The sequence below is a fragment of the Bradyrhizobium sp. SZCCHNR1017 genome (assembly GCF_032381375.1).
Taxonomy (GTDB): domain Bacteria; phylum Pseudomonadota; class Alphaproteobacteria; order Rhizobiales; family Xanthobacteraceae; genus Bradyrhizobium.
This window is the reverse complement of record NZ_JAUHIR010000011.1, coordinates 1-26,622: the sequence shown is the minus strand read 5'-3', so window position 1 is coordinate 26,622 and position 26,622 is coordinate 1. Positions and strand designations below refer to the sequence as shown.

The window sequence follows — 26,622 nt, the reverse complement described above, 5'->3', positions numbered from 1 at the left end:
TGCGGCCGATTCTCGTGATGTCGATCGCGCGTCAGCGGAAGACGCGATGACGGTGGCACCAACGCACGAACACGTAGATCGACCATATGCGCGACCAATAGATCCCCGGCGCCCCATCGAGGAAGGCGCGCCAGAGGCGCTCCACGGCCGTGGGGTCCAGCCCCACCGGCGCAACGGCCTGCGGGTCCCGCAGGGTCCGGTCCATTGCATCCTGCAGGCCGCGCCGAATCCAGCGATCGAGCGGCAGCACGAAGCCGCTCTTCGGCCGGTCGAACAGCGACGGATCGAGGCCACGCAGGCCGATCCGCCTGAGCATCGCCTTGCTTCGCAGCGGCGCGTAGCGCGTCGCATCGGGCAGCCGGTCGACGCTTTCGAACAGCACCTGATCGACCAGCGGCACCCGCTGCTCCAGCGAGGCCGCCATGCTCGCCACGTCATTGTCGCGCAGCAGGCGCTCGCCGAGAAACAGGCGCTGCTCCATGACGCTGATCGCCGACAGCGGAGTGCGCGCGCGCGTCTCCGCGGTGATCTTCGCTCTCATCGCGGCCGGCAGCCCATCTGTCAGCGTATCGACGAGATCAGGCGCGAGCAGCTCGCGCTGAAAACCGGGCAGGAACAGCGCATAGGCCATCTGGTAGAGCGCCAGAAGATCGTCGCCGCGTCGAACCATCTCCGGAAGCTTGGCCCAGCGCGTCTGCGGCGCCACCGTTCCGCGCGACGGCGACAGCATCTGCGCGGCCAGCTTCGCCGCAGCGGCTTTGACGCCGGCCGGCACCCAGGCCGTGCGCTCCGACCATCGCTGCAGGATCGGCAGGTCGCGAAACGACGTATAGCCGCCGAACAGCTCGTCGCCGCCGGTCCCCGACAGTGCCACCGTGAAGCCTGCGCCGCGGATGGCGTGCGACATGAAGTATGAGTTCAGGCCGTCGAAGGTCGGCTGGTCCAGGCTGTCGAGCGCGGCATCGAGGTTGTCGACGAAGTGCTGCTCCGTCAGCACCACCTCGTGATGCTCGGTGCCGATGGCGGCGGCGATCTGGCGCGCGATCGGCCCCTCGTTCAGCTCCTGCTCCTCGAAAGCAAGCGTGAAGGTGTGGATCGGACCCGTGGCCGCGCGCTGCGCCAGATTGGCCATGACCGAGGAATCGATGCCGCCCGAGAGAAACACTGCGAGCGGCACGTCGCTGGCGAGATGCAGCCTCAGCCCCTCCTCGAGGATCTCGGCAAGATGATCCTCGTCCATCGTCGGGTCCGGAGCCCGCTCCGGGATCGACCAGAAATCCTCATCGCGGATGATGTTGCCGACGCCGTCGAACGTGGTGAGATGGCCTGGAGGCAGCAGTTCGACGCCCTTCACCGCCGTGCCGGGACCGACCACGAAGCCGTTCCAGACGCCGCTGGCGACGGCCTGCGGATCGAGCTGGGCCCTGCCCAGAAGGCCGGATGCCAGGAGAGCACGCAGCTCGGATGCGAAGGCCACCGACCAGCCCGCGTCGGGTTTCGACGCGCGGGCGACGTACAGCGGCTTGATGCCGAGGGGATCGCGCGCCAGCAGCAGCCGGCGCTCCTTCGGATCCCAGCAGGCGAACGCGAACATGCCGCGCAACCATGCCACCGCCTCCGGCCCATGCAGGCCGAGCGCGCGCAGCATCACCGCCGTATCGCCGGTCGAGCTGAACTGCTGGCCGCCGGCGACGAGGCGCTGCCGCAGGTCGGCAAAATTGTAGATCTCGCCGTTGAAGACGATGACATGCCCGGTGACCGGATCGGTCATCGGCTGCACACCGGCGGGCGACAGATCGAGGATCGCGAGCCGGCGGTGCGCCAGCAGCGCGCCCCAGCCACGCTCGTCCGCGGGCGAGGTCCAGACTCCCCCGGCATCCGGACCGCGATGGAGCATGGCATCGTTCATCCGCTGCAGCGCTGCGCGGTTGTGGTCGTCAACCCGTCCGATGATCCCAGCGATGCCACACATCAGAACATTCCGTTTGAGACGCGCGACGTCAAAATGACCGACGACACGGAACGGCCTCGCGCGCGAGATCGCGTGCGACCAGACCTCGGGCATCGCAGGACCATCTCGGCCCTCAAATGGAAGCAGCCGTTCCGGACGACCAGGACGCCGGCGCTGGCGCCGCAGCCGGCAGCGGACCGTAGGTCCGCGCCAGGCATTGTTCGTAGTCGAGCGGCGGCGTCCAGCCAAGCGTCTCCCTCAGCTTGCGGTTGTCGAAGCGCAGCGGCTTGAGCATCGCGTCGAACTTCTTGGGCGTCAGGATCGCCGGCACTTTGGTCGCCCGCCTGAACACGGTCGCAAACGCCAGCCGTACGATGCTGCTGGCGAGCCAATGCGGGATGGGCAACCGGAGGCCGCGCTCGCCGGTGCCGCGCATGTAGTCCGACAGATAAGTCCAGACCCGCTCGCCGGGACCGTCGACGATGTTCAGCGTCTGGCCGATCGCCCGCGAATCCGTCGCCGCCAGCGCGAAGACGTCGGCGCAGTTCTCGACATGGGTCATGGGGATGCGGGTCAGCGGCCCGATGACGACGTGGTGGCGTCCGATCTGCTGGCCGAGCGCGGCGAGATAGCCGTGGCCGCGTCCCCAGATGAAGCCGGGACGCAGCACGGTGAGATCCCAGCCGTTCTTCTCGACGTAGCGGCGCGTCACCCGCTCCTGCCACCATTTGGCGACGGTGTAGCCGCCACGGGTGTAGACGTCGGGCGTCTGCTGCAGCGGCGCGCTTTCGTCGAGGACGTCGCGGGTCGCAGTGTAGTCGTAGACCGAGAAGCTGCTGCACAGCACGAGCCTGCGACAGGCGCTGCCTGCCATCGCCTCGAGCAGCCGCTCGGTGCCGCCTACCGTGCCGGCGAATTGCGCGTCCTCGCCGCCGGCGACCACGGCCGCCAGATGGATCAGCACATCCACATTCTCGAACGCGCGAGCAAGGTCGCGCGAGGTGCGCAGGTCGGCCCTGACGATGTCGACCGACGACGGCCAGCCAAGGGCGTCAACGCGCGTCGCCGGACGCACCATGGCGCGAACCTCGATGCCGCGGGCCAGCAGCGCATCGACGACATGCCGGCCGAGAAACCCGTTGGCGCCAGTGACCAGGGCTTTCATATCGCCAGCTTCCTCATGTCCGCCTGCTCCGTCGGCTTCATCGCTTCGACCATCCGATTGACGGCCAGGACGTCCTCGATCGTGATCGGCAAGGCCGTTCCCGAGCCGAGCGCCTGATAGGTGCGCGCCAGGCACTCCCACAGCCCCTCATAGGCGCCTGGGCCCTTGAACTTGCGCAGCAAGGTCGAAAGCGCCGCGCGGCGGATGTCGCGGCCCTCCTCCAGTCCGCTGAAGAACGGGCGCAGCGGCTTCGGCACGTTGCGCGGGCCATCGAAGGTCAACCGCGTTTCGAACAGATTGGCGGTCGCCTGCATCCGCTCGCCATAGACCCGCAGCCAGAACGCATCGGGCTGCGCGCTCGCGCTGAAGCCGAGCGTCGCCGTGCCGCGCTCGGCCTCGACCACACAGCGAAACTCGTCGAACGGCAGCGGCGAGGCCTTGCGCTTGCTCCAGACCGTCTCCGCCTTGCGGTGTGGGCCGACGAAGGCATGCGACAGCGAGGCGAGATGCGGCAGGAAGTCGGCGATCGCACCACCCGCCAATTTGAGCGCCGGATGCGGCGAATTCGGATCGGCAAAGCCGTCGGGGCCGAGGATGTCGAGGCAGATCAGCACGTCGACATGGGTCACGGCACCGAACTCGCCGGTCTCGATGCGACGGAGTATCTCCTGCGGCGCCCGGTTGAAGACGTAGTTGTAGTCCTCGACGACATGGCGGCCGGTCTGCTTGGCGCGCAAGGTCAGGGTCTGCAGCTCGTCGAAGGTCGAGGTCGCGGGCTTCTCGACGATCACATGCGCGCCGGCCTCGAGCGCGTCCATCGCGAGTCGAAAATGCGAGGTCGGTGGCGTCGTCACGTGCACCACATCGGGCCGCACCGTCTGCAGCATCGTGCGATGATCGGTGAACCAGGACGGGATCGCGTAACGCTCGGCCGCGGCCTCCGCCGTTGCCGGCGACAGGTCGCAGATGCCGGCCAGTTGAACGCCCGGCAAGGTGTTGAGGCAGGCGAGATGCTGGCGGGCGATCTGCCCTGCCCCGATGAGCACGGCCTTCATCACGAACGGGTCTCCAGGATCTCGCAATAGAAGTCTTCGAGCGCTTGTGCGGCCGCGCTCCAGGCATATTTCTCGACCGCGACCTGCCGCGCCGCGCCGCCGATCCGCACCGCAAGATCGGGCTCGGCGAGCAGCCCGTTGACCGCATCTGCAAAGGCGTCGGGCTCGTCTGCGATGAGGATGTCGCGGCCGGGCATCGCCTCGATGCCCTCGGCACCCAGGCTGGTCGAGACGATCGCCTTGCCCATCGCCATGGCCTCGACGATCTTCAGCCGCGTGCCGCCACCGAGCCGCAGCGGGACGATCACCGCCGCTGCCGCGGCGAGGTGCGGCCGCAGGTCCGGCACGAAGCCAGTCAGTTCGATCCGCGGCCCGGCCAGCGCCGTCAACGCCGGCGGCGGCCGGCCGCCGATGATCTTGCAGCGCGCATCCGGGTGCCGGGCGGCGATACGAGGCCAGATGTCGTGCACGAAATGCGTGACCGCATCGATGTTGGGCACCGTCGACAGCAAGCCGAAATAGACCAGCGTACGGCCGTCGGGCGCGGGGTCGGTGCTGCGCGGCTGATAGAACTCGACATCGGCGGCGTTGGGGATGACCGCAGTGCGGGCGTTCGGAATGTCGTCATGCAGACGCTTCTCGTCGTCCGCGCTGCAGAGATAGACGCCATCGGCTTCGCGATAGGCCGCGATCTCCTCGCGGCGCAGCTTGCGCCAGTTCGCACCGGCGTAGAGACGACGGCCCAGGCTCGCGCCCGTGGCGGCGAACTGCCGCGCCAGATCGTAGGCGATCTCATGCGAGTCGATGATCAGCCGCGGCGGCGTCGCGCCGGCCGGCGCCTGACGGAACAGGCAGTGGCCCAGATAGGGAAATTCGAGATTGACGACGTCGAACCGCGTGGTCCGCAGCACCCGATCCAGCACCCGCTGCAATTCCGGCAGGGCCACGCGCAGCCGGTCGAAGCTCCGCACCGAGACCAGCGAGCGCAGTTGCAGCAGCCGCTTTGAAAGACCGTCACGGCCGTAAGGGTTCGGCACCAGCACCACGTCGCGGCAATAGGCCTGCATGGCCCGCCGGCACTCCTCGATGTCGAAGGCGTCATCGACCATCATCACCGCCGTAAGGTCGTGGCGGCGCGCGAGCTGGGTCATCAGCCCGTGCATGCGCGCCTGTGCCCCGAACCGCGGCGGGCTCGCCGGCATGTGCGAGACGCTGAGGATGCTGAGCCGCCGGCGATCGGCGAAACCGGACGCGGACCATTCGGGGGCGCGCTGCGCCGACGGCGCAGGCGCCGCCGCCATCACATCCAAGCCTGGGTGGTTGTCGCTGGTCATGACCATTTAAAACATTTAAATCACGGGATATTTTATATGTGGCATTTAACGATTGCGATAGTTAATCGCGGCACGAGGGCGGGGTCCTGGGCTCCTTTCGCTCCCTCTCAACGCTTGCCGATGAAGTCCCGGACGATCGTACCTGCGATCCTGAGCGGCTCGCGGACCCGGAACACGCCGACGACGATCGCGAGATAGAGACAGCCGCAGAAGCAGCCGGACAGGATCATGCGCACGAGCGCGGGATAGGCTCCGAGAAACGTCGCTTGCAGCCACCAGCCGGTGGCTGCGGTTGCGACGGCGCCGATGGTCTGCGCTCCGACGGCCCGGATCACGAGCTCGGCACCGATCCCGATCGGACGTCCGGCATACATCACCGACGGCAAAGCGATCAGCGAGTATCCGGCCACGACGCCCCAGGCCACGCCGACCGGACCAAACGGCAGCCCGGCCAGCACCGCGACGACCTGCGCGACCAGAGAGATGATGCCCCAGGTCTGCCAGCGGTCCGCCCTCCCGAGCGACAGATGCAGCCAGCCCTGCGAGCCCTCGACGACGTGCGAAATGCCGCGCAGCGCGATGATGCTGAGCAGCGCTCCCGCAGCCTGCCACTTCTGCCCCAACAGCACGACGGTGAGGTCCTCCGCCGTGACGGAGAGGATCGCCGCCGCCGGCATCAGGAAGAAGGCCAGGATCGACAGTGCCGCCTCATACTTCTGCCGAAGCGCGGCCGGATTTGCCTGGAACTTGCTCAGCGCCGAGCTTCCCACCGCATGCGTCTGATTGAGCGCCGCATAGATCGAGTTGTCGTACAGGTTCATCGCATTCTGGTAGTACCCGACCTGATCGGGCCGGTAGAGCAGACCGAGCGCGATCCGGTCCACCGCCCGCGACAACGTATAGGCCACCGTGAATCCGACGACGTGGAGGCCAAAACGCACCATCGATCGCACCTCGGCGTCGAACACCGGCGCGCTGGGCCGCCAACGGCAGGCCGACCACGCGGCGACCACGACGCAAATCGATGTCACGACGGGGCGAATGACCAGCGCCCAATAGCCGTAGCCCTCGAACGCCATGGCGACGGCGGCAACCGTCCCTGCCAGCGTGCCGAACAGCTGGATCCGGCCGATGCGGCCGAACTGCAGCGTGCGCCGGAGCAGCGCCATGTGCTGGTTGGTCAGCCCGGACAGCACGAAGGTGATCGCGACGCAGAGCGCGATCGGCTCCAGTCGCGGATCACCGTAGATCCAGGCAATCAGTGGGCTGGATGCCGCGACGACGATCGCCACCGCAACGCCGATGCCGGTGCTGACCCAGAACAGACCGCTGACCTGGGCCGGAGTGATCCTGCTGCGCTGGGCGGTGGCATCGAGCAGGCCGAAGTCGATCAGCAGCGGCGCGAAGCTCGTCAGCACGGTGACGATGGCGACGAGCCCGAAATCCTCCGGCGCAAGCAGCCGGGCCAGAACGATGGCCGCTCCGATCTGAAGCACGGAATTGCCGTATTGGATGACGATGGAAATCAGGCCGCCGCGCAGCGCGCGGCGTCCGAGATCGCTCGACTCCCGATGTTCCTCGAAATAGGCGGCGACGGCTTCCGACATTTCCGTTCAATCGCTTTCAATCATCGTAACCAACCTTCCGATTCCCAGTCACGGGCCAAACAGATCCGTCCAGGGCCATGAAAATCCGACCATCGAAAATGCAGCCGGTATAGAATCGTTCGCGGCCGAGATCGGAGGCCGCGGGGAGCGATGACGTCTCCTTGTGGCTGAGAAAAGGATTGAAACGTCACTGCGCCAACAATACCGGCTTGCGATTCAACTCCTGCTCGCGCGTGATCCCTGGACCGGCCGCCATCGCGGCCAGCCTCTTCAGCCGATCCTTGCGGGCAGCGAGGCCCGGCATCGGCTGCAGACCCGTGGCCTCCAGGATCGTCTCCCACCGATACACCCAGTCATGCCGCATCAACGTCTGGACCATGCCGGTTCGCCGCATCCGGTCCTGGCGGACCGGATCGTCGTCCAGCTCCCTGATGACCCGGTCGATGTCGGGCGATGTATGCGGCACGTCGATCATCACCTCGGGCCAATCGAACAGCCGCGGAAACAGCTCGTTGTCGGGACGCTCGCCGAGCATGATGGCTCCCGCCGCCGCGCCCTCGAAATACCGATAGCCGAACTCGACCTGCCGCCCGGTCTCCTGCGGCTCGTCGAACTTGCCGGGATTGACCAGAAAATACCTGCTCCTCTTGGCGAGGTTTGCCATCTGCGTCCGGTGCTCCCGGAGATCGATGGCCTGGCTGCCGCCGATCGTGTCGTGGAGATAGAACAGGCCGCTGTCCCGCGCCATCGCGAGCAGTGATTGGTGCGTGACACGGGAGCGGCGCCCCATGCTGAAGACGTCGATGACCCTTGCGGGCGGATCGGGATAGGGACAAAACCGGATCGCATCGATGGCGAGCGGAAGATGCACGCATGCCTTGCCGATCTCCTCGCTGAGCGGCTTCACAGTACTGATCTGGAATGGCATCACGACGTCGAACTTGGCGAGGATCTTCAGGAAGTGCCGGTGCTTGGCGATCTCCTTCACCCAGAGCTCGTCCAGCAGACACACCGAGGTTCTGCACGCGCCTCTCAGATCCTCGATCGCATCGAACATGATCAGGTCCTGCGGGAATCCGCAGATCGCGAACAGAACGTCGTATTGCTGTTGCGGCTCGATCCGCGCCAGCCCGGGATTCAACAGCACGGGCGCGTGGTAGCCCAGCCGGGTGGCGAAGCTCGCCCGTCGGCTCGACGGGTCGAGCACGGGCGCAAACATCTCGGCTGAATCGACCTCGCAGATGAGGTCCTCGAACTCGACGTGAGGACCGCGATTGAGGGCTTTGCCGAAGATGTTTCGGAGTGAGAAGACGGCGATGCGGGGCTTGCCCGGCTGCGAATTCATGACGCCTCACTCTGGTGTTGTTGGATCACTTGCACGGTGCTGTGCGGAGAAGGCGGCGACGTCACGACGATGAAACCGGCGTTTGGATGAGACCCGCGTCCAGCGCGATCCGTGCGGCGGCATCGATGCGCGCGAACGGAACGTCGGCCCGGACCGCCATGTCGAGCAGGCTGTGCTTGCCATCCGCAAGGTTGAGGACCCACAGGAGGTCCATCTGCGTCGCACCGCCTGCCTCGCGCTGGCCGGCAATCGCGCGATACAGGCCGCGCCGTCCCAGTTGCGGCTCCCCTCGCCCATCGACGCGCTCATAGATGCAGTCGCGATCGAGCAGATCCAGCACCTCCTCGATGACCGCGTAGGATTGGTCGAGACAGTCCGGCTTGACGAAATTCAGATTGTCGGCCGAGGTGTGATATTCGGGGAACGTGCCGTGCACGCCGCGCATCAGGCACCCGACCGGCAGATCGAATCCCGGTGAGCAGAACTGCCGCTCGTCGTATCCATAGGGACTGAATGGCAGAATCTCATGCGGATGGCCGGCGTGCTTCAGGACATGGGCGACGGCGCGATCGATGCTCGCTCCGCTCCGGCTCTGCTTGTAGTGAAATCCACTGGGATCGCCGAGACAGGTGAGGACGAGGCCGTGTTCGACATGGCCGAGATTCCGCTCGTTGCGGTCGAGCCATGCGAGCGCGCCGATCGTTGCCGGCAGGAACAGAAATCGGTACCCGAGCCGGCGGGTCCGCTGCGCCTGCCGCATCGCCAGCGCCGTCATGACGGCAATCCCTGAGAGATTGTCGTTGGCGAGACTCGGGTGACAGATGTGACAGGTGATCAGGACTTCCTTGTCCGTCTGTCCAGGGACGAAGAATTCGCCATAGGTCAACGATCCCTGCGAGAGCTCGCTGTCGATCTCGACGCGGTAGCTGTCCTCCGTCATTTCCCGCCACAGACGGTCCGGCAGGCAGAAGCCCCAATCGTCGGCATAGTAGCCGGTCCGGTATGGAATGAGATCAGGCTGATCCGGCAAGCTATGGACGTGCTTGGCAAGCTCAGCACGGCTGAGCACTGCCTGGACCGGCTTGCTGTAGCCCATCACGTGCAGATTGTTGTCGGCGAAGTCGACGAGAACGCGGCCCGACAGGGTCGAGATCGTCGCGCGACGAATGTTCCACTCCGCCGGCACATGCCAGTCCAGGACGGGCGTCCCGGAGGGTACCTCGTGAATCGTAAGACCCACATGACGCGCGACAATGCCGAGCGTCTGCCGGACACCCGCCCCTGTGAGGCTGCGATTGATCGGAAACAGCTCAGCGACCAGATCGTGGAGATCGATCGCCGGCATTCTCGGACCAGCCGTGGATTTGAGGATGTCCAACATGGCGCGTCGACCCTACATCATCGTTCAGGCCGACGCCTGCGCGGCATGGGCTGGGAGATCGCCGGCCGGCAGCGGCACGATCGTCGGCTGGTAGACCAGATACTCCGCGGGAGCTTCCACCTGATCGTATGGCGCGACGACCTCCTCAGGCAGCCGTGCAAGATCGGTCACCCGCAGGAAGTCGCGCAGGCTCGTGCCTGTCGACTCCGAATCGACGTTGATGGCGCCGCGCCGGCCGCTGACGTCGGCAAAATGCACGGTGCGGAAATCGATGCTGAACCGCGTCACGCCCGAGGTATTCGGCACCGACGAATGCAGATGCGCTCCGGAGAAAATCGTGACGCCGCCGCTCGGCGCGATCACCCGGATATGCGGATCGAGCGCAATCTCCTGCTCCGGCTTCGGCTGCACCCGTGTATCAGTCTTGATGTGCCGCGCCGCCGATGCGCGTGAGGTCCGGTTCCACTCGTAATAGTTATAGTTTCTGGAGCCGTTCTTGATCGCTTCGTCGAAATAGCGCGGGTGGAATGCAAGGCCGTTGTCCGGCGCAATGTCATACACCGGCAGCCACCAATTGAGCTGGCACGGCGGCGCCGAGTACCAGGTGTCGCGATGAGGGTGGAATGCGAATGCGATCCCGGTGGTGAGATAGTCGTCGCTCGTTGCCGACCGCAGCCGCGGCACGTCGAAATAGGTCAGCTCGGGGTCGCAGCCAAGCTCGCGGAGCGCTCCCTGCACCAGCTCCTTCGACCGGGCGTGATGAATGAAGAATGGCTTCAGCCTGACGAGAATCTCGACGTAGCGCTCGACAGGAAGCTCGAATTGCGCCGTCCGCGGATCGTAAGGATGAAACGCCTCCTCGATCAGCTCCCTGGCGAACGCCACCAGCGCATCGAGCGAAGGCGTCGGCGAGTACAGGAACAGCGCACCCTCGTACAGTTTCTGGCGCCGCTCGTCATCGGGCATGATGGCATCAACGAAAATGTTCGTCATTCCGTGATCCTCCTCGACAAATCGTCAGAACCTTCGAGGCGATCGGGCCGCTCCGGAGCCGCCAGATTCCTCCCCCAAGACACCGCGCCGCCGCCATGCTGCTTCACCACAGCCCCCGTTCGGCAAGCGAGGGCCAGGCAGCATCCTTGGCCGACAACACCGTCACCGGCTGCGGCCATCGGATGCCGATCATCGGATCGTCGTGCCGGAAACCGTCCGAGAGCTCCTCGACATAATCCTCGCCCATCAGATACTCGACCGTCACGTCGTCGGTCAGCGTCTGGAATCCATGGGCAAAGCCCGCGGGGACGTAGAGCATCCGCGCCGTCGAGGGACCGAGCTCACAGGCATAGACCTCGCCTCGCGTCGCAGACTCCGGCCTGATGTCGACGATGACGTCGTGGATCAAGCCGGCGCTGCAGCGGACGATCTTGGCGTCAGGCTTCGGCGCACGCTGGAAATGCATTCCGCGGACGGAGCCGCGGAAACGCGTCACCGAGCTGTTGCCCTGCATCGGGACAAAGGCGACGCCTTGCTGCGCAAAAGTCTTCGCGCACCAGGTTCGCGTGAAGCTGCCGCGCTCGTCGGACCGAACGGTCAGCTCGATCAGCCGCGCATCCGAACGTCCCAGCTGGACAAACCTCATGGCTCAAAACTCTTCGCGCAATCGTGCGGCAATGCCTTGCTCTACTCCTCGATGGTGGCCTTGGGGACCGGCACGATGAAGCGGCCGCCCCAGTCGCGGATCGCCGCCATTTGCGCCTTGATCTCGCTCTTGATGTTCCACGGCAGGATCAGGACGTAGTCGGGCCTGGCTTCGAAGATCGCTTCCGGCGGCAGGATCGGAATGCGCACGCCCGGCATGTAGCGTCCCTGCTTGGACGGGGCGCGATCGACCGTGAAGTCGAGAAAATCGGTGCGGATCCCGCAATAATTGAGCAGCGTCACGCCCTTCGCCGGGGCACCGTAGCCGACGATCTTCCTGTTGTCGCGCTTCAGCGCCGTCAGCAGCTCGAGCAGCGCCCGCTTCGTCTCTTTGACCTGCTCGTTCCAGGCCATGTAGATCGCGTCGTCATGCAGCCCATAGGCCCGCTCTCGTGCCAGAACATCGGCGACGTTCGGGCTCTCCGCATGAGCGGCGCCCGCGTGGCAGACGAAGAACCGGATCGAGCCGCCATGCGTTTCCGGGAGCTCGACGTCGAACACCCGCAAGCCCGCTTGGGCGAAGATGCGCAGGCCCGCGATCAGCGACAGATAGGAGAAATGCTCGTGATAGATGGTGTCGAACTGATGCCGCTGCATCAAGGTCAGCAGGTGCTGAACCTCGAAGGTCGCGACGCCCTCGGGGGCTAGCAGGATTTTGACGCCGCCGACGAAGTCGTTGATGTCGGGAACGTGCGCAAGCACGTTGTTGGCCGTGAGGAGATCGGCCGACCAGCCCTCCTCCCGGAGGCGGGACGCATAGTCGCGGCCGAAGAACTCGACCCGGGTCTCGATGCCCTTGGCGCGCGCGGCCAGCGCAACGCTTTCGCAGGGTTCGACGCCGAGGCAGTCGATCCCCTTCTGGAGGGAGTATTGCAGCAGATACCCGTCATTTGACGCGATCTCGACATGCCGCGAGGCCGGGCCGAGCTTGAAGCGATCGGCCATGGCTTCGACGTAGCGCCGCGCGTGCTCGAGCCACGAGGTGGAGTGCGAGGAGAAATAGGCATAGTCGGCGCGGAAGATCTCGGACGCGGCCAGGAGGTCGCGTGTCTGCGCCAGACGGCACTCGCGGCAGACGAAGGTCTCCAACGGATAGAACGGCTCCGCGCGCATGTAGTTGGCCGGATCGATGTAGTCGTTCGCAACCGGCGAGGCGCCGAGGTCGATCAGCTTGAGGGTCAGGTCGTCGCCGCAGTGCCGGCACTTGGGCGCGACGCCGACGGCGGTGGGAAGGGTCAGTTCCATGATGTCTCCGTCACTGTCTTTGGCGGCTGAGGCGAAGCGTCTGCCCCGGCGCGATCACGTCCATTGCAACCTGTCGTTGATCCTGGCCGTCTCCATGTGATCCTGCAGGACCTTGAGACGGATCAGATCGGACGAGCGAAACTCGGCATCCTTGAACTGCATTCTCTTGAGACCATCGACCAGGTTCTGGATCGACTGGTCCAGGGTCACCTGCGGCTGATGATCGGGGGCGAGGGAGCGGTACAGGCCGAAATCGACCTTGTAGGAGCGGCTGTCCACCGGCGCGGAGGTGTTGATCGACACGCTGGTCCCCGGCACGCGCGCAGCCACCGCGTTGGCGAGATCCTTGACCTGGTAGTTGCGGTCGTCCGAGCCGGCATTGACGGTGAGGAAACGGCCGCCCGTCGCCGCCGGCCTGTCGATGGCCCAGTCGATCGCCCGCGCCATGTCGGCGACGTCGATCAGAGGACGCCACGGGGTGCCGTCGGAGAGCACGCTGATCTGGCGACGGGTGAGCGCGCAGGCCACGAAATCGTTGAGGACGAGGTCGAGCCGCAGCCGATCCGACATGCCGCAGGCCGTCGCAAAGCGCAGACAGGTGATGGTCATGCCGGTGTCGATCGCGGCGAGCTCCTGCTCCGATCCGATCTTCGACTTGGCGTAGGCCGTGATGGGATTGAGCGGATCGCTCTCCTTGCGCGGCGGTCCGTCGGCGATGCCGTAGACGCTGCAGCTCGACGCGAACACGAAATTCTTCACGCCGGCCGCCGCAGCCCTCCTGGCGAGCGATACGGTGGCATTCTGGTTGACGTCGAGCGTCACATCCTGGAAGCGATTGCCCATCGGATCGTTGGAGATCGCCGCCAACTGGACCACGGCGTCATAACCGCGGAGGTCGAGCGACATGTCGCGGACGTCGCCATGGATCTGCTCGTCGAGACATCGCTCCGGAACAACCGGCGCTCCGGTCAGGCAGTGCGCAAAATAGGCGTTATCGAAGCCGTGCAGCGTCGCATCCGGGCGCTGCGCCCGCAGATGCCGCGCGACGACCGGACCCACATAGCCCATGTTTCCGGTGATCAGTACCTTCAAAATCGCACCCTCTATGCCACAGGCCAAAACAAGAATTTAAATCATCCTGTAGTGGATTATAATTTAATATTCTAGCCAGCGTCCAGTGAATCCGTCGGCAAGCGACGCCGCCCGCCGATTTCTCCGGCACGGCGCACAAAACTCCGGGAAAACCCGTGTATTTACCCCGACCCGCCTGATGTCGCGATCACCCGGCCGGCGCGGCATCAGGCCCCCTCTTGATTTAATTAATTCACTCAATTAAATAATGCCGCAAAAGGAACAAATGTTGATCGCAGACCTCGGCAGCTTTAATTCGATCCCTGCAAATGAGGCGTCCCGCGCGGGATGCCCCGCCCGCCTCGATGACGCATTGATTGAAGCATTGAAAGACAGAGCATGACACTATCCGCCGGCGACTGGGTCGAAGTGCGCAGCAAGGAAGAGATCCTGGCGACGCTCGATGCTAACGGGCGCCTCGAAGGGTTGCCGTTCATGCCGCAGATGTTCAAATGGTGCGGCCAGCGCTTCCAGGTCTACAAGCGCGCCCACAAGACCTGCGACACGGTCACCGGATACAACACCGGAGAGTGGCTCGGACGGCGCCTCCCCAACGCGGTGCATCTCGAGCATCGCTGCGACGGCGAGGCCTATGGCGGCTGCCAGGCGGCCTGCCTGATCTTCTGGAAGGAGGCGTGGCTCACCCCGGTCGATCCGGCCAAACCAGCGTCGGCCGGCCCGGATCGCGCGGCTCCCCTTCCGCCGCCCGGCGGCTGCACGGTGCGCGCGGTGTGGGATGCGACCAAGTCGCCGGACCAGCAGCCGGGAAAGGGCCCGCGCTACGCCTGCCAGGCGACCGAGCTGCCGACCTACACCCAGCCGCTCAAATGGTGGGACGCCCGGCAATACGCCGAGGACATCGCGTCCGGCAATGTCTCGCTCGCGAAGATGTTCCGGGGCTTCCTCTACTTCGCCTATGTCGGCGCCACCATGGCGCGTCGTCCCCGGCTCGGCCGGCCCGCGCGTTGGATCTACGACCGCGTCCAGTCGCTGTGGGGCGGCGTACCGTTTCCGCGCAAGCGCGGCGATCTCCTGACGGACAAGGACGCGCCGATCGCCGATCTCGGGCTGCAGCCCGGTGATCTTGTCCGCGTGCGCCCGCACCAGGACATCCTGGCCACCATCGACAAACAGACCAACAACCGCGGCATGGGCTTCGACGCCGAGATGGTGCCCTATTGCGGCAAGGTGTTCCGGGTGCGAACGCGGGTCGAGAAGTTCATCGACGAACGCACCGGCTACATCCGGCGGATGAAGACGCCGGCCGTCATCCTCGACGGCGTCTATTGCCAGTCGCGCTACAGCGAGAACCGGTTGTTCTGCCCACGCGGCATCTATGCGTGGTGGCGCGAGGTCTGGCTGGAGAAGGTGCCGGCCACCGCAATCGAGCGCCCGCCGGCAGAGGAGATCGTCGAACTTCCCCGACGGGCGGCCGGCTGACCGCCGGGCGCAGCGACGCATCGCGGCCAAGCGCCGATCATCTCCTCGCCGATCGGATATCGATGCGCCCTTCGCGGCGAGCGCCTTCGGCCGCCGTTCACCCCAGTGACAGCTTGCGCGCGACGAATGCCTCGGCATAGCGCTCGGCGGCGCGGCATTCCATGCCCCGCAACCGCGCCAGTCCCATGAACGTTTCCGGGTCGAACCATTGCTTGGAGCGCTGGCTGCCGAAATGCGCCATCAGCAGCGCGACCTTCCGCTTCATGATCCGCTCGGAGACGGGCATGTAGACATTGGGCCGTCCGAGATCGCCATCCCATTTCGGAATCTCGTACTCCAGGACGAGATGATCGCGGAACGTGTTCCAGACCAGGCGGTTGACCTGCCGATGGTCCTGATGGGCGTCGTCGCGGCGGTGGGCGAGGATGACGTCGGGATTGATGCGGCCCTTGAGCTGCTCGAACCAGGCCTTGATCTCCTCGCCCTGCTCGGGGAAGAAGCCGTCGCGGAACTGCATGATCTCGAGATTGCGGCCGGCGGCCTCGGCGAGGAAATCGTCGGCAGACGCCCGCGCCTCGACGCCGCGCTCGCCATTGCCGCTGAGCACGCACCAATGAACATCCAGGCGGATGCCCTGGTCGAGCCAGGACAGCAGCGTGCCCCCGGCGCCGATCTCGATGTCGTCGGAATGCGCACCGAGGCACAGGACCGACAACCGGTCGCCGCGACCGGCGAGCTGCAGCGCCCTCATCCGTTCACCACCGCCGGAAGGCTGGAGCCGAGATGCCAAGGCGTGTCGCCGCGCTCGATCATCTCCTCGAGCACCTGGCGGTCGCGGAGCGTGTCCATGGCCCGCCAGAACCCTTCGTAGCGGTAGGCCATCAGCTCGCCGCGGTCGATCAGCCGCTTGAACGGCTGCACGACCAGCTCATCCCCCTCCTCGATATAGTCGAAGATCTCCTTGCGGAAGATGAAGTAGCCGCCGTTGATCCAGATGTTGGAATCATTGCTCGCTGCCATGCGGCCCACGGTGCCGTCGGCGTCGAATTCGGCGAGGTGGAAGCTGATCGGCGGATGGATGGCGATGAAGCAGCCGATCTTCCCGCTGCGCTTGAAACGATCGATCATCTCCGGCAGCGGCGCGTCCGTCAGGCCGTCGCTGTAGTTGGCAAGAAAGATCTCCTCGCCCTCGACCATGTGCCGAACGGCCCGCAGTCGCTGGCCGATGTTGCGCCAGATGCCGGTGTCCACCAGCGAGACCCGCCAATCCGGTGGGCGATCGCCCAGCAGCTCGACCTTCCTGCCGAACTGCGAGATCGTACAGTCGGTGGTGGACGCCTGATTGTAGTTCAGGAAATACTCCTTCACCACATTAGCCTTGTAGCCCAGGCACAGAACGAAATCCCGGTGCCCGTACTGGCTGTAATACTGCATGACATGCCAGAGGATCGGCTGATGGCCGATCGGGATCATCGGCTTCGGAATGCTGTCGGAATATTCCCGGATCCGCGTCCCGAGTCCTCCACAGAACAATACGACCTTCATGGCGCGACGTCCTTCGGGTTCTCGATCGTTGAAATGAGCATCATTATCTTCCAATCTCGCCGGCCGGCCTCGGAGACGGCTCGCCGTGCCCTCGTTTCGCCCTCCCGACTGCGCGAGGAAAACCTCCCCTGCATTCGGTCGGCTGCGGACGTCACCCGCGTCGCGGACGCCCGGCTCCGGATTAATAATCCAATTATATTTATTTTTAAATGCCGTTCTTGGCGTCCGGCATTGAAATATCCGCCGCACGAACATTAATCCGCCACACCGGCATTTGCCGGGACCGCCTGGAGGGCGCGCGCTCGGCATCGTTTCCGCGCTTCAAGAACCGCCATCCCGGTGTCATCGGCCTCGTCGCGGTATCGGGAGATGATCCGCGGTATCGGGAGATAATCCGTCGGCGCGAATAAATCCAAATGGCAATTTTTAACTGTTTAAATTAAATACCAAAACATATAATGACAGCTAACCGCTATTTAACCGAGTTTCGAACACCGACATCCCATGCATTACGTGGATCAGCCCGAGACTCTCGACCGAAACGGAATGCCGACCGTCCTCGTGGAACGGCAATTCCAAGGGCGCAAATGGCCCGTCCACTACGACTCGGTGGAGCCCTTCGCGATCGTGGCGGACATCGCAACGATCACCATGTCGAGCGTCCTGTCCGGGTTTCTGTATCACCTGCAGGATGCGGCGGGCGCCAACGACGTCAGTAAATCGCTCGGCCTGGCGATCCTCGTGTCGGCACTGTTCGTCTCGCTGATGAAGATCCGCGGGATGTACCGGCCGGCCGAGCTGCTGATCCTGCCGCGCCAGATCCGCGCGGCCTGCCTGACCTGGGTCACGGCGTTCCTCGTGTTGGCCGGCGCGCTGTTCGCGCTCAAGATCGGGAGCGAATTCTCACGCGGCAGCAGCATCGTATTCGCGATGCTCGGGCTCGTGGCGCTGATCCTGCATCGCCGGACCACCGCCTATCTGCTGGCAAAGGGGCTGGCGGAGAGACGGTTTTCGGGCCGCAACATCGTTCTGATCACCGATGAAGCCAGCAAGGACAACCCTGGACTGACCCAGGTGCTCACCGACACCGGCTTTCGCGTCCAGCGACACTTCCTGCTTCCCGAGCCCGACGCGGATCCGGATCAGCGACAGCGGATCGTCTCCAGCGTGATCGACTATGTGCGCGGCTCCGACATCGAAGAGATCGTCGTCGGCGCCAATCCCGAACCCTTGTCCGACCTGCGCACGCTCGGCGCCGAGCTGAGAGTCCTGCCGTTTCCAGTGAGTTTCGTGCCGCTCGGAACGGCGGCGGACCTCTTCAAGCGGCCGTGCCGCGAGCTCGGCAATGCGGTCTGCATCGAGCTGCAGCGCGGACTGCTGAGCCCGCTCGAACACGCCACCAAGCGGCTCATGGATGTCATGCTGGCGGGCATCGCGCTGGCATTGATGTCGCCGCTGCTGCTGCTGGTGGCGATCGCCATCAAGCTCGACTCGGCCGGGCCAGTGCTGTTCCGGCAGCAGCGCTGCGGATTCAACGGCCGATCTTTTCAGATCTACAAGTTTCGCACGATGTCCGTGCTCGAGGATGGGCCTTCGATCGTCCAGGCCCAGATCGGCGACAGCCGGTTCACCCGGCTCGGGACCTGGCTGCGCCGGACCAGCATCGATGAGCTGCCGCAGCTGCTCAACGTCCTGGACGGCAGCATGTCCCTGGTCGGTCCCCGCCCCCACGCATTGGCGCACGACAACGAATTCGACAAGCTCGTGCGCAACTACGCGTTCCGTCGCCGCGTCAAGCCCGGACTGACCGGCTGGGCGCAGGTGCATGGCTGCCGCGGCCCGACGCCCACGCGTGCGTCGATCGAACAGCGCGTCGAATTCGATCTCTGGTACATCGACAATTGGAGCCTATCGCTCGACATCGCGATCCTGCTGAGGACGCCGATCGAGCTGATCCGCGGCAACAATGCCTATTAGGCGCATTCGCAACGGATGATGACCGCGAGCCCATCGGCGGAGCCGTGCGGGCAGATCGGACCGATTTCAGGGTTTTGGCCGGCGGATCGCAATATGGGGCGTCGGACCGCTCACATGTCGCTCCCCAATCCAGACAGTGCGAATCAGGCGCCGCATCGACGCGGCACGTCGCTCAAACTCTGAACGGGCCTGACTGAAGCTACCTCGATCAGGCGCGCTGACGGCGACTTTTCGAAGCGGCAGCCCCATTGATCGCAAACTCCTCGATCCGATGCCCGGTCTTGATCGCCGCCACCAGCCAACGCGGCTGCTTGCCTCGGCCGGACCAAGTCTCGGAGGTCTGCGGATTGCGATACTTCGGCAGCACGCGGGGATATTTGCGCCGCGCCTTGCCGCTCGTGGTGTAGGACTGCCCACTCTCGCTGCCGGCACCTTCGATGGCACCGCGGCTGCGGTTGAGAACCGCCAGTCGACGTTCGAGCTCGCGCTTCTCCGACGTGATCCTCACGGCGAGGATCTGACTGATCTGCTCGTGGAGAGACCAGAGGTCATCGAAGGACATCGCCTCGAAATCGATCTTCTTGGTGGACATACAGCGACCTTTGTCTGTGATCTCTATCCTGCCGGATTAACGTCATATAATTCGGTATTTCGTTCCGCAAGTGGCTCGTGGTCGGAAAAACTGAATATTTGAGTTATACCACCCCGGCCAAGCCAAATGGTTGTAACTCAAATAAAGTGCAACCTGCAACCCCGTTTCCGAAACGATGTCGCGCCGCCTTCGAGATTGCGGCAGCATTCGTCTGCACGCCGGAAGAAGCCGCCGAATCAACACGATTCTGCGACGAATTCGCAGCATATTACGGCAAGACCGCGTCAAAGTGACGTAGTTTCGATGATCGAACTTGCGCGTATTTGATAGCTGATATTCTCCCCACGCCATGGTTTTCAAAGCTGCCGCGGCGGACTTACAACCTATTCGAGCGAGCACCCTGATAACCCGGACCGAGATATTTTTGCATGCGCACAAAATGTCGCGAGCGAGTTTAATTGAGCACGCCATCGTGAATATGCCGCAAAGCCGCCGACATTGTTCCGGCGAATCAAACGCCTTCCCCAAATATTGAACCCTTCAGGAGCGTTCGCGCGAATCAGACTCGCTCACGTCGCGCCGACAGCATCCGGGGGGCGCGCGGCGTCAGACGGGCACACCATCGGCAGCGGAACTAACTGCCGCTGCGATCGGCCGTGAGGTTGAGGACGGCTGCGGACACCCGGCGGCCGATCCCGGCACCCGTTGTCCAAAGTCATCGCTCGTGGGGGCTACGTCAGAGGCCCGTGCGCCAGGTGAAGCGGCAGCATCGCATGGTTCGCCGCGATATGGTTTCCGGCCCGTCTCGGAGCGCCGTCTTGCGGGACGCGACGGCTGAAGAACGTCCAGATGACATCCGGCCGTCGAGCGCCACCGACAAGCAGCACTGGGCAACCTGATGCGTCATCAGGGGTCAATGCCGAGCGGCTGTCGCCTCGCGTCGGCAACCGGCGCGGCCATGACGGCCGGCCGGCGCGGCGATCAAATTCCGATGCGATTATTTCTGCTGCCTGGTTCGACCCGGCACCGCCGGCCGGGGCGGAATCAAGTGAGCCGTCCCGCGGCCGTGCCGCGTGGCCATCGGGCGACGCCTGGAAGCCGTGGACTTCTTCGCGCGTTTGCCGAGGCTGCTGCTGATGGATTGGATCTCATCGAGCAAGGCATCACAAAGCTCGATCTGCGACCGCAGCGCGGATTGCTGCGAACGGCCCGACGTTGGCCGGCCGAAACGTAATTTGGCAAGGCGTATTTTATTCAGCGATTTCAGGACGGCCTTCAAAGCGCTACCGCCGCCACCCATCTCAATATCCTCAATCAACGCGGCACCAAGCTCGTCACACAAGGACGGACCCCACTCGTTGGCGAGTTTCGAGGGCTTCTTCGCCGAATGCCGCCGAACCGTCATCGCAACGATGCACGAATTCGATTTTCGGCATTAAATTAACCACTCGCGACAAGTTAATTTACCATTTGACATCAAGACATTAAATACTTCTAGCGCTCGCTGCGGTTTGCAGTAAAATGCTACCGCATTGCCAGAAAGGTATTTTTAAGTACCTTTCGTCCGGTACAATTGAAGCTTTAGTTTGTTCAGTCTACCCTTTTATGTCTCCGACCGTGCAGAATCGTCTCTACACAATTAATTTAATTCTAGATTACGTAAGAATACGGTGCGGAGCTGCCCATTTAATCGTCTGCGCGATGATCGACGCTCCCCGAACGCGGCTGGACCGGCCGAGCACCGCCCTTATCGGCCATCGCGGCCGCCATCTTGCGCCGAGCTTGACCATGACTCGGCCGAGCGGAGCGTCCAGCGCCGTTCGGAGACGTCGAGGAAGGGGCCCAGGTTACCACAACATGGGCCGCGCCGGCGCCCCGCACACCAGCGCGCGGCGGTACAGCACGCCCCGGGGCGTCTCGACGGCGACGCGCCGAATGCATCCGGGATGAATCGCGAGATTGTAATGAAACGGAGTGGCCTCGAATGCCCCGTGCAGCCGGCAGAGTCGGCTGAGATCCGGCCCGCACTCCGTCAGCGGATAGAGGCCGCGCGCCGACGCGGGATCGGATAGGCCCGTGAGGGCGATCGCGAAAGCGCCTGCGGCGATCCTGATCACGTTCGACAATTGCGTGCTCCGTTGCAAACAGCCTCAAAGGCTGGCGCAGCAGCATAGACTTGATCGGCGGCCTAGGACAACCGGCCGCCCGCATGCGGTCCCGCCGCCCGCACGGCCTTCGAATCTCGCCGATTACAGAGGCGCCTGGGCGGCGCGGGTTCGCCTCCCTCGGCTGTCCGGCTGCCTCGGCTCACCGACGCGCTGCGCGGACTGCGAGGTCGTCGCGCCTGCTCGAGCGAAGCGACTCAGGCTAACCGTTGCGCAACGGCTTTGTGCTTAAAATTGCTCGGGTTCTGTTAGGTCGAATGGATCATCCCTCCACCGCGGGACCCTCCGGCGGCGTTGACAGCCTTGAGTGGTAATATGGTAATGTCGGACTGTGGCCTAATTGGCACGGCCGGGCAAAAGCGGACCAACCGGAATGGCGGTGCGCTTTCGTCCGGTATGGCCGCCGGGTAGGTTGAAACAAGTGGGACGTTCTCCCTTCTTGGTGAGGGAGCAGCGTGGGGAACGTATTTTTGCTGTATTTGGGGAAGCGTTTGAAAGCCTTGCTCAAGCCGCCCGGGTCGACCGGTGGCGGGGCTGCTGTGCGCAAGAGCGCAGCGGGCCCGAAGGGCTTTCGTGGCCTTCGCCGTGGCTCGCGCGCGCTCTTAACTCTGGCGATCCTGGCGCTTCTGCCAGCCTGCTCCCTGCTTCCCGGGACGGGGCCGACCAGCGACGCAGTGAGCGACAATGCCACGGCCAGCGTGCGGTCGAATACGGCGCTCCCCTATGCGCTGGTCGACGTCAGCCCCGAGACGATCGGCTTCCTGTCGCAGCCCAACATGGTCACGTTCCAGGGCGTGTTTCCCGACAAGCGGCCGAAGCCGGTGCAGCTCGCCGGCATCGGTGACGTGCTGAACGTGTCCATTTTCGAAGCCGCCCCAGGCGGGCTGTTCACGCCGGCCACGGCCGCCGGCGCCCGACCTGGCAACTTCGTGGATCTGCCGGCGCAGGCGGTGGACCAGCAAGGCAATATCCGCGTTCCCTATGCGGGCGAGATCGCCGCCGCCGGCCGGACGCTGCCGCAGATCGAGCAGGAGATCGTCCTCCGGCTGCAGAAGCGCGCCCTCGAGCCGCAGGTCGTGGTCAGCCTGAACCAGCAGCATTCCAGCGTGGTGAGCGTGCTCGGCGACGTCAACACGCCGGGCGTGCTGGCCCTCAACAGCGTGGGTGAACGCCTGCTGGCGGTGATCGCGCGTGCGGGCGGCCCGAGGCACGAGGCGATCGAAAGCTACGTGACCCTGCAGCGGGACGGCAAGCGCGTGCGCGTGCTGCTCAGCCGCGTGGTGCAGGATCCGCGCGAGAACATCTTCATCCGCCCGAACGACGTCATCTACATCACGCGGGAATCCCCGACGTTTACGGCCCTCGGCGCCCTCAACCAGAACGTCTTCGGCTTCAATTCCGAGATTGCGTTCGATACGGAGACGCTGACGCTGGCCCAGGCGATCGGCAAGGCGGGCGGCCTGAACGACCAGCAATCGGATCCCGCCGAGGTCTTCCTCTATCGCTACGAGGAGCGCCCGCTGCTGCAGAAGCTCGGCATCGATACCAGCCGCTTCATCTACGACCGCATTCCGACCATCTACCACGTCAACCTGCGCGATCCCTCCGGCATGCTGCTGGCTTCGGGCTTCCAGATGCGCAGCAAGGACGTGATGTACGTCGCCAATGCCAAGGTCGTCGACTACTACAAGCTTCTGACCCTGATCAACAACACGGCGACGACGACGTCCAACACGGCCACCGCGGTGATCAACGTCAACACGGCGACGAAGACCCGGTGGTGAAGCGCAACTGCGGGCCGATAGCGGCCTGAACGGGAGCGGCGGGCCGGAGTCCGCCCCGCTCGAGGTTGCGGCATCGGACGGCCGTCGTGTGACAAGCCGTGACAATCCAGCCAATCACCGCGACCAAACGACACCGGCGATGCATCCGGCCGCGACATCGAACGCGCAGTATCCCTCTGCAGGCGACGCGATCGCCCGCGCGAACGAATTGGGAGACTGACGTGAAGACATCCATCGCGACATTTCTGCTCGTGGCAGTCCTTTCGGCGGCAGCGGCGGTCGACGCGAATGCCTGGACCCGCAGCGGCTCGGTCACCGGACCGCGCGGCACCACCTCATTTGGCGGCTCCGGCAGTTGCTCCGGGGGTGCCTGCGCCTGGCAGGGTGGCGGCACAGGTCCCGCCGGCCGCAGCTGGTCGCGCTCTGGCTCCGCGAGCTGCAGCGACGGCAGCTGCACCCGGCAGGGCCAGGGCACGGGACCGCGCGGCAATTCCTACAGCTACAGCCGCACCGTCACGCGCTGAGCGGACGCCGCGGCGCCGCTGGCCGTGGTCCTCCCGAAGCAATTGACATCGCCGGTCCGCTTGCTGTTCCGGAGCGGACCGGCACGCCGTCTCCATCCGATGACGCCGGACACGCGCCATGCCCATCCTCCCGTCCCTGCCCCCATCGACCCGCATGATCGTGCTGCTGACGGCGGTCGGCTTCATGACGCTGGAATATGGGCTCGGCCGGCTCGCCGGTCGCGAGACTCACGACCTGCGCGAGACCGCGGCCTCGTTCGCCATCGCGGTCGGACAGCACCTCATCCGCGCAATGGTCGCGCTCGTCGCAGCCGTTCCCTTCATCATCGCCTATCGCCACAGGATGTTCGATTTCGATCCGAGCCGGCCGCTGGCCCTGCTCGCATTGTTTCTCGCCAGTGAGTTCGTCTATTATTGGCACCATCGCGCCTCGCATCGGGTTCGCTGGCTGTGGGCCACGCATGCCGTGCATCACTCTTCGACGCATCTGAACCTGACGGCGGCCATTCGTCTCGGCTGGACAAGCGAGATCTCCGGACATTTTCTGTTCTATCTGCCGCTGGCGCTGCTCGGCTTCCATCCGCTCGCGATCATCGCCATGCTCGGCGTCAATCTGCTCTACCAATTCTTCATCCATACCGAGCTCGCACCGCGTCTCGGTCCGCTCGAATATGTGCTGAACACGCCGCGACATCACCGCGTTCACCACGCGGCCAACGCGTCCTGTCTCGATCGCAATTATGGCGGCATGCTCATCATTTTCGACCGGCTGTTCGGTAGTTTCGCCGAGGCCCCGGCCGGCGAGACCTTGCGCTACGGCCTCGTCGGCGTTGCGCCGAGCGTCAATCCGTTGCGGATCGCATTTGGCGAATGGCTTGCGATCGCCCGCGATCTCGCGGCAGCCCGGAGCTGGGCCATGCGGCTGCGCGTGCTCACCGCCGCGCCCGGAGAGAAGCTCCACCAAGGGGAGTCCCCCGCCAGCCGAGAAGGATGCTCATGATGTCACATCGCCGATCGTTCATGGCCGCCATGGCGGCCGCTCTGCTCGTGTCGACCACGGCGCTCGCCGCCGAGCGCGGCATCATCCTCGATACAAGCGACGGTCCGCGTCATGCGCTGGTGATGACCACGGGCAGGACGCCACAGCCGACCGTGATCGTGCTCCATGGCGCGCTCGGCAGCGGCGCCGGCACCGCCCGCACGACAGGCTTTGCCGAAGCCGCGAGAGCCCATGGCTTCGCCGCGGTCTTTCCCGACGGCGTCGACCGGCAATGGAATGACGGCCGCGACGGCCGCTCCGGCGGTCCCGATGATGTCGGCTTCATCCGCAACTTGGTCCGGCAGCTCGTCGCCGACGGCACGGCCGATTCCCGGCGCATCTATCTCGCCGGCATCTCGAATGGCGGCATGATGAGCTTCACCCTGGCCTGCAAGGCGCCGGAGCTGTTTGCCGGCATCGGCACGGTGATCGCCAACATGCCTGAAGGCATCGAGCCCTGCACCGCGCGGCCGGTGCCGGTGGTGATGATCAACGGCACGGCTGATCCCATGGTGCCCTATCGCGGCGGCGAGGTCGGGCTGCGCGGCGGGCGCGGCCGGGTGTGGAGCGCTGAAAAGACGGCGGAGTTCTTTGCGCGGCGCGACGGTTGCAGCGCACGCCAGGCCGTGGCGCTGCCGCATCGGGATCTCGCCGGCGACACCTCCGTCACGCAACTCAGCTGGCGCGATTGTCAGGTGATCGGCGGCGTGTCGCTGTATCGCGTCGAAGGTGGCGGACATGCCCTGCCCGGCCGCCGCCCGCTGGCGCCGCGCCTGCTCGGCCCGAGCAATTTCGACATCGATGCCGCCGAGGTCATTCTCCGCGCGTTCGATCTCGCGCGCACGCTGTAGTCCGGCAAGTCTGAAGGCTCCGAGCGTGCCGAGACGGAGCGGTCACCAGTGGGCACGCGAGCTCAGGCGGCGATCGTCGGCGTGGTGTTCGGTTCGCGCGGCAGCTCTGCCTCGCCGTGCGAAGGAAGATTCTCACCGCGGATGCCGAGCGGCGGTCCGATCCACAACGCGTGCGCGGTGTGATCGGCCAACGGCTCCGTCGTATTCGGATGCACGAGCACGCTGAGGCGGCCATGATTGAGCATCAGCCATGGCACCAGCGCTGGAAACACGTCGACCGCGAAGGCAACTTGATACATCGGCCGCTCGTGAGGCCCGACCAGCGCGTCATGCCAACGCCCGAGCGTCACGAGGAAGCGGTCGGCCATCCACTGCCGCAGCTGTGCCGCTTCGGCTCGAGTGGCATCATCGAAATAGATGTGGGCATGAAAGCTCGCAATTGCGCTCAGGCGATGCGGCTGCGCTGCCGAGGTCGTTTCCATCCGCGCCTCTCGATCGATTCAACCGCGTTGGCCGCACAGGCGAACCGATGCGGCGTGGTCATCCTAGCATCGCAGCCTGCCCTCGGTCGCGCCGCGAGTCATCGCCGGCGGACTCTGGCCTCGAGATCTCGGCGGGGCTCGAGCTTCGACCCCGGCAGCATGTCGCCGCGCGAACGACCGCACCATGACAAACGACAACGCCGCGCTGAGGTTTCAGCGCGGCGTTGTTGTTTTGGGTTGTGAAGAGGGGATGTCCTTTGCAGGCCTGGCAGCGACCTACTCTCCCAGGGCTTGAGCCATAGTACCATTGG

23 protein-coding genes are annotated in these 26,622 nt (G+C 64.7%); 6 read left to right on the top strand and 17 right to left on the bottom strand.

Annotated features, from left to right (window positions below; all coding sequences use genetic code 11):
- Window positions 1-31 precede the first annotated feature (31 nt).
- The 11 genes from asnB to QW863_RS24770 form a co-directional block, all read right to left on the bottom strand.
- On the bottom strand, window positions 32-1,972 hold the full coding sequence (gene asnB, locus QW863_RS24820) for an asparagine synthase (glutamine-hydrolyzing) (RefSeq protein ID WP_315717400.1): 1,941 nt from the start codon (window positions 1,970-1,972) through the stop codon (window positions 32-34).
- Between the two features lie 112 nt (window positions 1,973-2,084).
- Complete coding sequence (locus QW863_RS24815; RefSeq protein ID WP_315717399.1) at window positions 2,085-3,116, bottom strand: NAD(P)-dependent oxidoreductase; 1,032 nt, start codon at window positions 3,114-3,116, stop codon at window positions 2,085-2,087.
- Window positions 3,113-4,171, bottom strand: coding sequence for a Gfo/Idh/MocA family oxidoreductase (locus QW863_RS24810; RefSeq protein WP_315717398.1), 1,059 nt, complete (start codon window positions 4,169-4,171; stop codon window positions 3,113-3,115). The genes QW863_RS24815 and QW863_RS24810 overlap by 4 nt, the downstream gene beginning before the upstream one ends.
- Entirely contained in the window at window positions 4,171-5,511 is a 1,341-nt protein-coding gene (locus QW863_RS24805) for a glycosyltransferase family 4 protein (RefSeq protein WP_409977962.1), read from the bottom strand. Before QW863_RS24805 ends, QW863_RS24810 begins: the two co-directional genes overlap by 1 nt.
- A gap of 101 nt (window positions 5,512-5,612) precedes the next feature.
- The gene (locus QW863_RS24800) at window positions 5,613-7,112 is read right to left on the bottom strand and encodes a lipopolysaccharide biosynthesis protein (protein ID WP_315717397.1); all 1,500 of its coding nucleotides are present in this window, start codon (window positions 7,110-7,112) and stop codon (window positions 5,613-5,615) included.
- Window positions 7,113-7,299: 187 nt separating this feature from the next.
- A complete protein-coding gene (locus QW863_RS24795; RefSeq protein WP_315717396.1) occupies window positions 7,300-8,457 on the bottom strand; it encodes a glycosyltransferase in 1,158 nt (385 codons plus the stop codon).
- Window positions 8,458-8,518: 61 nt separating this feature from the next.
- On the bottom strand, window positions 8,519-9,838 hold the full coding sequence (locus QW863_RS24790; RefSeq protein ID WP_315717395.1) for a DUF4910 domain-containing protein: 1,320 nt from the start codon (window positions 9,836-9,838) through the stop codon (window positions 8,519-8,521).
- 24 nt (window positions 9,839-9,862) lie between these two features.
- Window positions 9,863-10,831, bottom strand: a complete 969-nt coding sequence (locus QW863_RS24785; protein WP_315717394.1) for a phytanoyl-CoA dioxygenase family protein — start codon at window positions 10,829-10,831, stop codon at window positions 9,863-9,865.
- A 103-nt stretch (window positions 10,832-10,934) separates the two neighbouring features.
- Window positions 10,935-11,477, bottom strand: a complete 543-nt coding sequence (locus QW863_RS24780) for a dTDP-4-dehydrorhamnose 3,5-epimerase (protein ID WP_315717393.1) — start codon at window positions 11,475-11,477, stop codon at window positions 10,935-10,937.
- A gap of 41 nt (window positions 11,478-11,518) precedes the next feature.
- Complete coding sequence (locus QW863_RS24775; RefSeq protein WP_315717392.1) at window positions 11,519-12,781, bottom strand: class I SAM-dependent methyltransferase; 1,263 nt, start codon at window positions 12,779-12,781, stop codon at window positions 11,519-11,521.
- A gap of 54 nt (window positions 12,782-12,835) precedes the next feature.
- Window positions 12,836-13,873, bottom strand: a complete 1,038-nt coding sequence (locus tag QW863_RS24770; RefSeq protein ID WP_315717391.1) for an SDR family oxidoreductase — start codon at window positions 13,871-13,873, stop codon at window positions 12,836-12,838.
- A gap of 378 nt (window positions 13,874-14,251) precedes the next feature.
- On the opposite strand from QW863_RS24770, the gene QW863_RS24765 reads away from it, so the two are divergent.
- On the top strand, window positions 14,252-15,352 hold the full coding sequence (locus QW863_RS24765; protein ID WP_315717390.1) for a hypothetical protein: 1,101 nt from the start codon (window positions 14,252-14,254) through the stop codon (window positions 15,350-15,352).
- 97 nt (window positions 15,353-15,449) lie between these two features.
- Here QW863_RS24765 and QW863_RS24760 read toward each other — a convergent pair whose 3' ends face one another.
- Both QW863_RS24760 and QW863_RS24755 read right to left on the bottom strand, forming a co-directional pair.
- Window positions 15,450-16,103 (bottom strand): PIG-L deacetylase family protein, encoded by a 654-nt coding sequence (locus QW863_RS24760; RefSeq protein ID WP_315717389.1) that lies wholly within the window; start codon window positions 16,101-16,103, stop codon window positions 15,450-15,452.
- Window positions 16,100-16,897 carry a glucose-1-phosphate cytidylyltransferase gene (locus tag QW863_RS24755; protein WP_315717387.1) on the bottom strand — a complete coding sequence of 266 codons (798 nt, stop codon included), beginning with the start codon at window positions 16,895-16,897 and terminating at the stop codon, window positions 16,100-16,102. The genes QW863_RS24760 and QW863_RS24755 overlap by 4 nt, the downstream gene beginning before the upstream one ends.
- 504 nt (window positions 16,898-17,401) lie before the next feature.
- Between QW863_RS24755 and QW863_RS24750 the strand changes: the two genes are divergently transcribed.
- Complete coding sequence (locus QW863_RS24750) at window positions 17,402-18,874, top strand: undecaprenyl-phosphate glucose phosphotransferase (RefSeq protein ID WP_315717386.1); 1,473 nt, start codon at window positions 17,402-17,404, stop codon at window positions 18,872-18,874.
- A 208-nt stretch (window positions 18,875-19,082) separates the two neighbouring features.
- Here the strand turns inward: QW863_RS24750 and QW863_RS24745 are convergent, their stop codons facing one another.
- The 3 genes from QW863_RS24745 to QW863_RS24735 form a co-directional block, all read right to left on the bottom strand.
- Complete coding sequence (locus tag QW863_RS24745; RefSeq protein ID WP_315717385.1) at window positions 19,083-19,466, bottom strand: H-NS histone family protein; 384 nt, start codon at window positions 19,464-19,466, stop codon at window positions 19,083-19,085.
- A gap of 997 nt (window positions 19,467-20,463) precedes the next feature.
- Window positions 20,464-20,871, bottom strand: coding sequence for a hypothetical protein (locus QW863_RS24740; RefSeq protein WP_315717384.1), 408 nt, complete (start codon window positions 20,869-20,871; stop codon window positions 20,464-20,466).
- A 442-nt stretch (window positions 20,872-21,313) separates the two neighbouring features.
- On the bottom strand, window positions 21,314-21,583 hold the full coding sequence (locus QW863_RS24735) for a hypothetical protein (RefSeq protein ID WP_409977967.1): 270 nt from the start codon (window positions 21,581-21,583) through the stop codon (window positions 21,314-21,316).
- A gap of 722 nt (window positions 21,584-22,305) precedes the next feature.
- Between QW863_RS24735 and QW863_RS24730 the strand changes: the two genes are divergently transcribed.
- The 4 genes from QW863_RS24730 (at window position 22,306) to QW863_RS24715 (ending at window position 25,829) form a co-directional block, all read left to right on the top strand.
- Window positions 22,306-23,415 (top strand): polysaccharide biosynthesis/export family protein, encoded by a 1,110-nt coding sequence (locus tag QW863_RS24730; protein WP_315717382.1) that lies wholly within the window; start codon window positions 22,306-22,308, stop codon window positions 23,413-23,415.
- Window positions 23,416-23,636: 221 nt separating this feature from the next.
- The gene (locus tag QW863_RS24725) at window positions 23,637-23,939 is read left to right on the top strand and encodes a hypothetical protein (protein ID WP_315717381.1); all 303 of its coding nucleotides are present in this window, start codon (window positions 23,637-23,639) and stop codon (window positions 23,937-23,939) included.
- Window positions 23,940-24,057: 118 nt separating this feature from the next.
- A complete protein-coding gene (locus tag QW863_RS24720; protein WP_315717380.1) occupies window positions 24,058-24,939 on the top strand; it encodes a sterol desaturase family protein in 882 nt (293 codons plus the stop codon).
- Window positions 24,939-25,829 (top strand): alpha/beta hydrolase family esterase, encoded by an 891-nt coding sequence (locus QW863_RS24715; RefSeq protein WP_315717379.1) that lies wholly within the window; start codon window positions 24,939-24,941, stop codon window positions 25,827-25,829. Before QW863_RS24720 ends, QW863_RS24715 begins: the two co-directional genes overlap by 1 nt.
- Before the next feature lie 62 nt (window positions 25,830-25,891).
- Here the strand turns inward: QW863_RS24715 and QW863_RS24710 are convergent, their stop codons facing one another.
- A complete protein-coding gene (locus QW863_RS24710; protein WP_315717378.1) occupies window positions 25,892-26,311 on the bottom strand; it encodes a DOPA 4,5-dioxygenase family protein in 420 nt (139 codons plus the stop codon).
- Between the last annotated feature and the right edge of the window lie 311 nt (window positions 26,312-26,622).

What these genes read in the sequence shown, in the direction of transcription:
- asnB (WP_315717400.1), bottom strand. Translation starts at nt 1,972, where the DNA reads ATGTGTGGCATCGCTGGGATCATCGGACGGGTTGACGACCACAACCGC.
- QW863_RS24815 (WP_315717399.1), bottom strand. Translation starts at nt 3,116, where the DNA reads ATGAAAGCCCTGGTCACTGGCGCCAACGGGTTTCTCGGCCGGCATGTC.
- QW863_RS24810 (WP_315717398.1), bottom strand. Translation starts at nt 4,171, where the DNA reads ATGAAGGCCGTGCTCATCGGGGCAGGGCAGATCGCCCGCCAGCATCTC.
- QW863_RS24805 (WP_409977962.1), bottom strand. Translation starts at nt 5,511, where the DNA reads ATGGTCATGACCAGCGACAACCACCCAGGCTTGGATGTGATGGCGGCG.
- QW863_RS24800 (WP_315717397.1), bottom strand. Translation starts at nt 7,112, where the DNA reads ATGTCGGAAGCCGTCGCCGCCTATTTCGAGGAACATCGGGAGTCGAGC.
- QW863_RS24795 (WP_315717396.1), bottom strand. Translation starts at nt 8,457, where the DNA reads ATGAATTCGCAGCCGGGCAAGCCCCGCATCGCCGTCTTCTCACTCCGA.
- QW863_RS24790 (WP_315717395.1), bottom strand. Translation starts at nt 9,838, where the DNA reads ATGTTGGACATCCTCAAATCCACGGCTGGTCCGAGAATGCCGGCGATC.
- QW863_RS24785 (WP_315717394.1), bottom strand. Translation starts at nt 10,831, where the DNA reads ATGACGAACATTTTCGTTGATGCCATCATGCCCGATGACGAGCGGCGC.
- QW863_RS24780 (WP_315717393.1), bottom strand. Translation starts at nt 11,477, where the DNA reads ATGAGGTTTGTCCAGCTGGGACGTTCGGATGCGCGGCTGATCGAGCTG.
- QW863_RS24775 (WP_315717392.1), bottom strand. Translation starts at nt 12,781, where the DNA reads ATGGAACTGACCCTTCCCACCGCCGTCGGCGTCGCGCCCAAGTGCCGG.
- QW863_RS24765 (WP_315717390.1), top strand. Translation starts at nt 14,252, where the DNA reads ATGACACTATCCGCCGGCGACTGGGTCGAAGTGCGCAGCAAGGAAGAG.
- QW863_RS24760 (WP_315717389.1), bottom strand. Translation starts at nt 16,103, where the DNA reads ATGAGGGCGCTGCAGCTCGCCGGTCGCGGCGACCGGTTGTCGGTCCTG.
- QW863_RS24755 (WP_315717387.1), bottom strand. Translation starts at nt 16,897, where the DNA reads ATGAAGGTCGTATTGTTCTGTGGAGGACTCGGGACGCGGATCCGGGAA.
- QW863_RS24750 (WP_315717386.1), top strand. Translation starts at nt 17,402, where the DNA reads ATGCATTACGTGGATCAGCCCGAGACTCTCGACCGAAACGGAATGCCG.
- QW863_RS24745 (WP_315717385.1), bottom strand. Translation starts at nt 19,466, where the DNA reads ATGTCCACCAAGAAGATCGATTTCGAGGCGATGTCCTTCGATGACCTC.
- QW863_RS24740 (WP_315717384.1), bottom strand. Translation starts at nt 20,871, where the DNA reads ATGACGGTTCGGCGGCATTCGGCGAAGAAGCCCTCGAAACTCGCCAAC.
- QW863_RS24720 (WP_315717380.1), top strand. Translation starts at nt 24,058, where the DNA reads ATGCCCATCCTCCCGTCCCTGCCCCCATCGACCCGCATGATCGTGCTG.
- QW863_RS24715 (WP_315717379.1), top strand. Translation starts at nt 24,939, where the DNA reads ATGTCACATCGCCGATCGTTCATGGCCGCCATGGCGGCCGCTCTGCTC.
- QW863_RS24710 (WP_315717378.1), bottom strand. Translation starts at nt 26,311, where the DNA reads ATGGAAACGACCTCGGCAGCGCAGCCGCATCGCCTGAGCGCAATTGCG.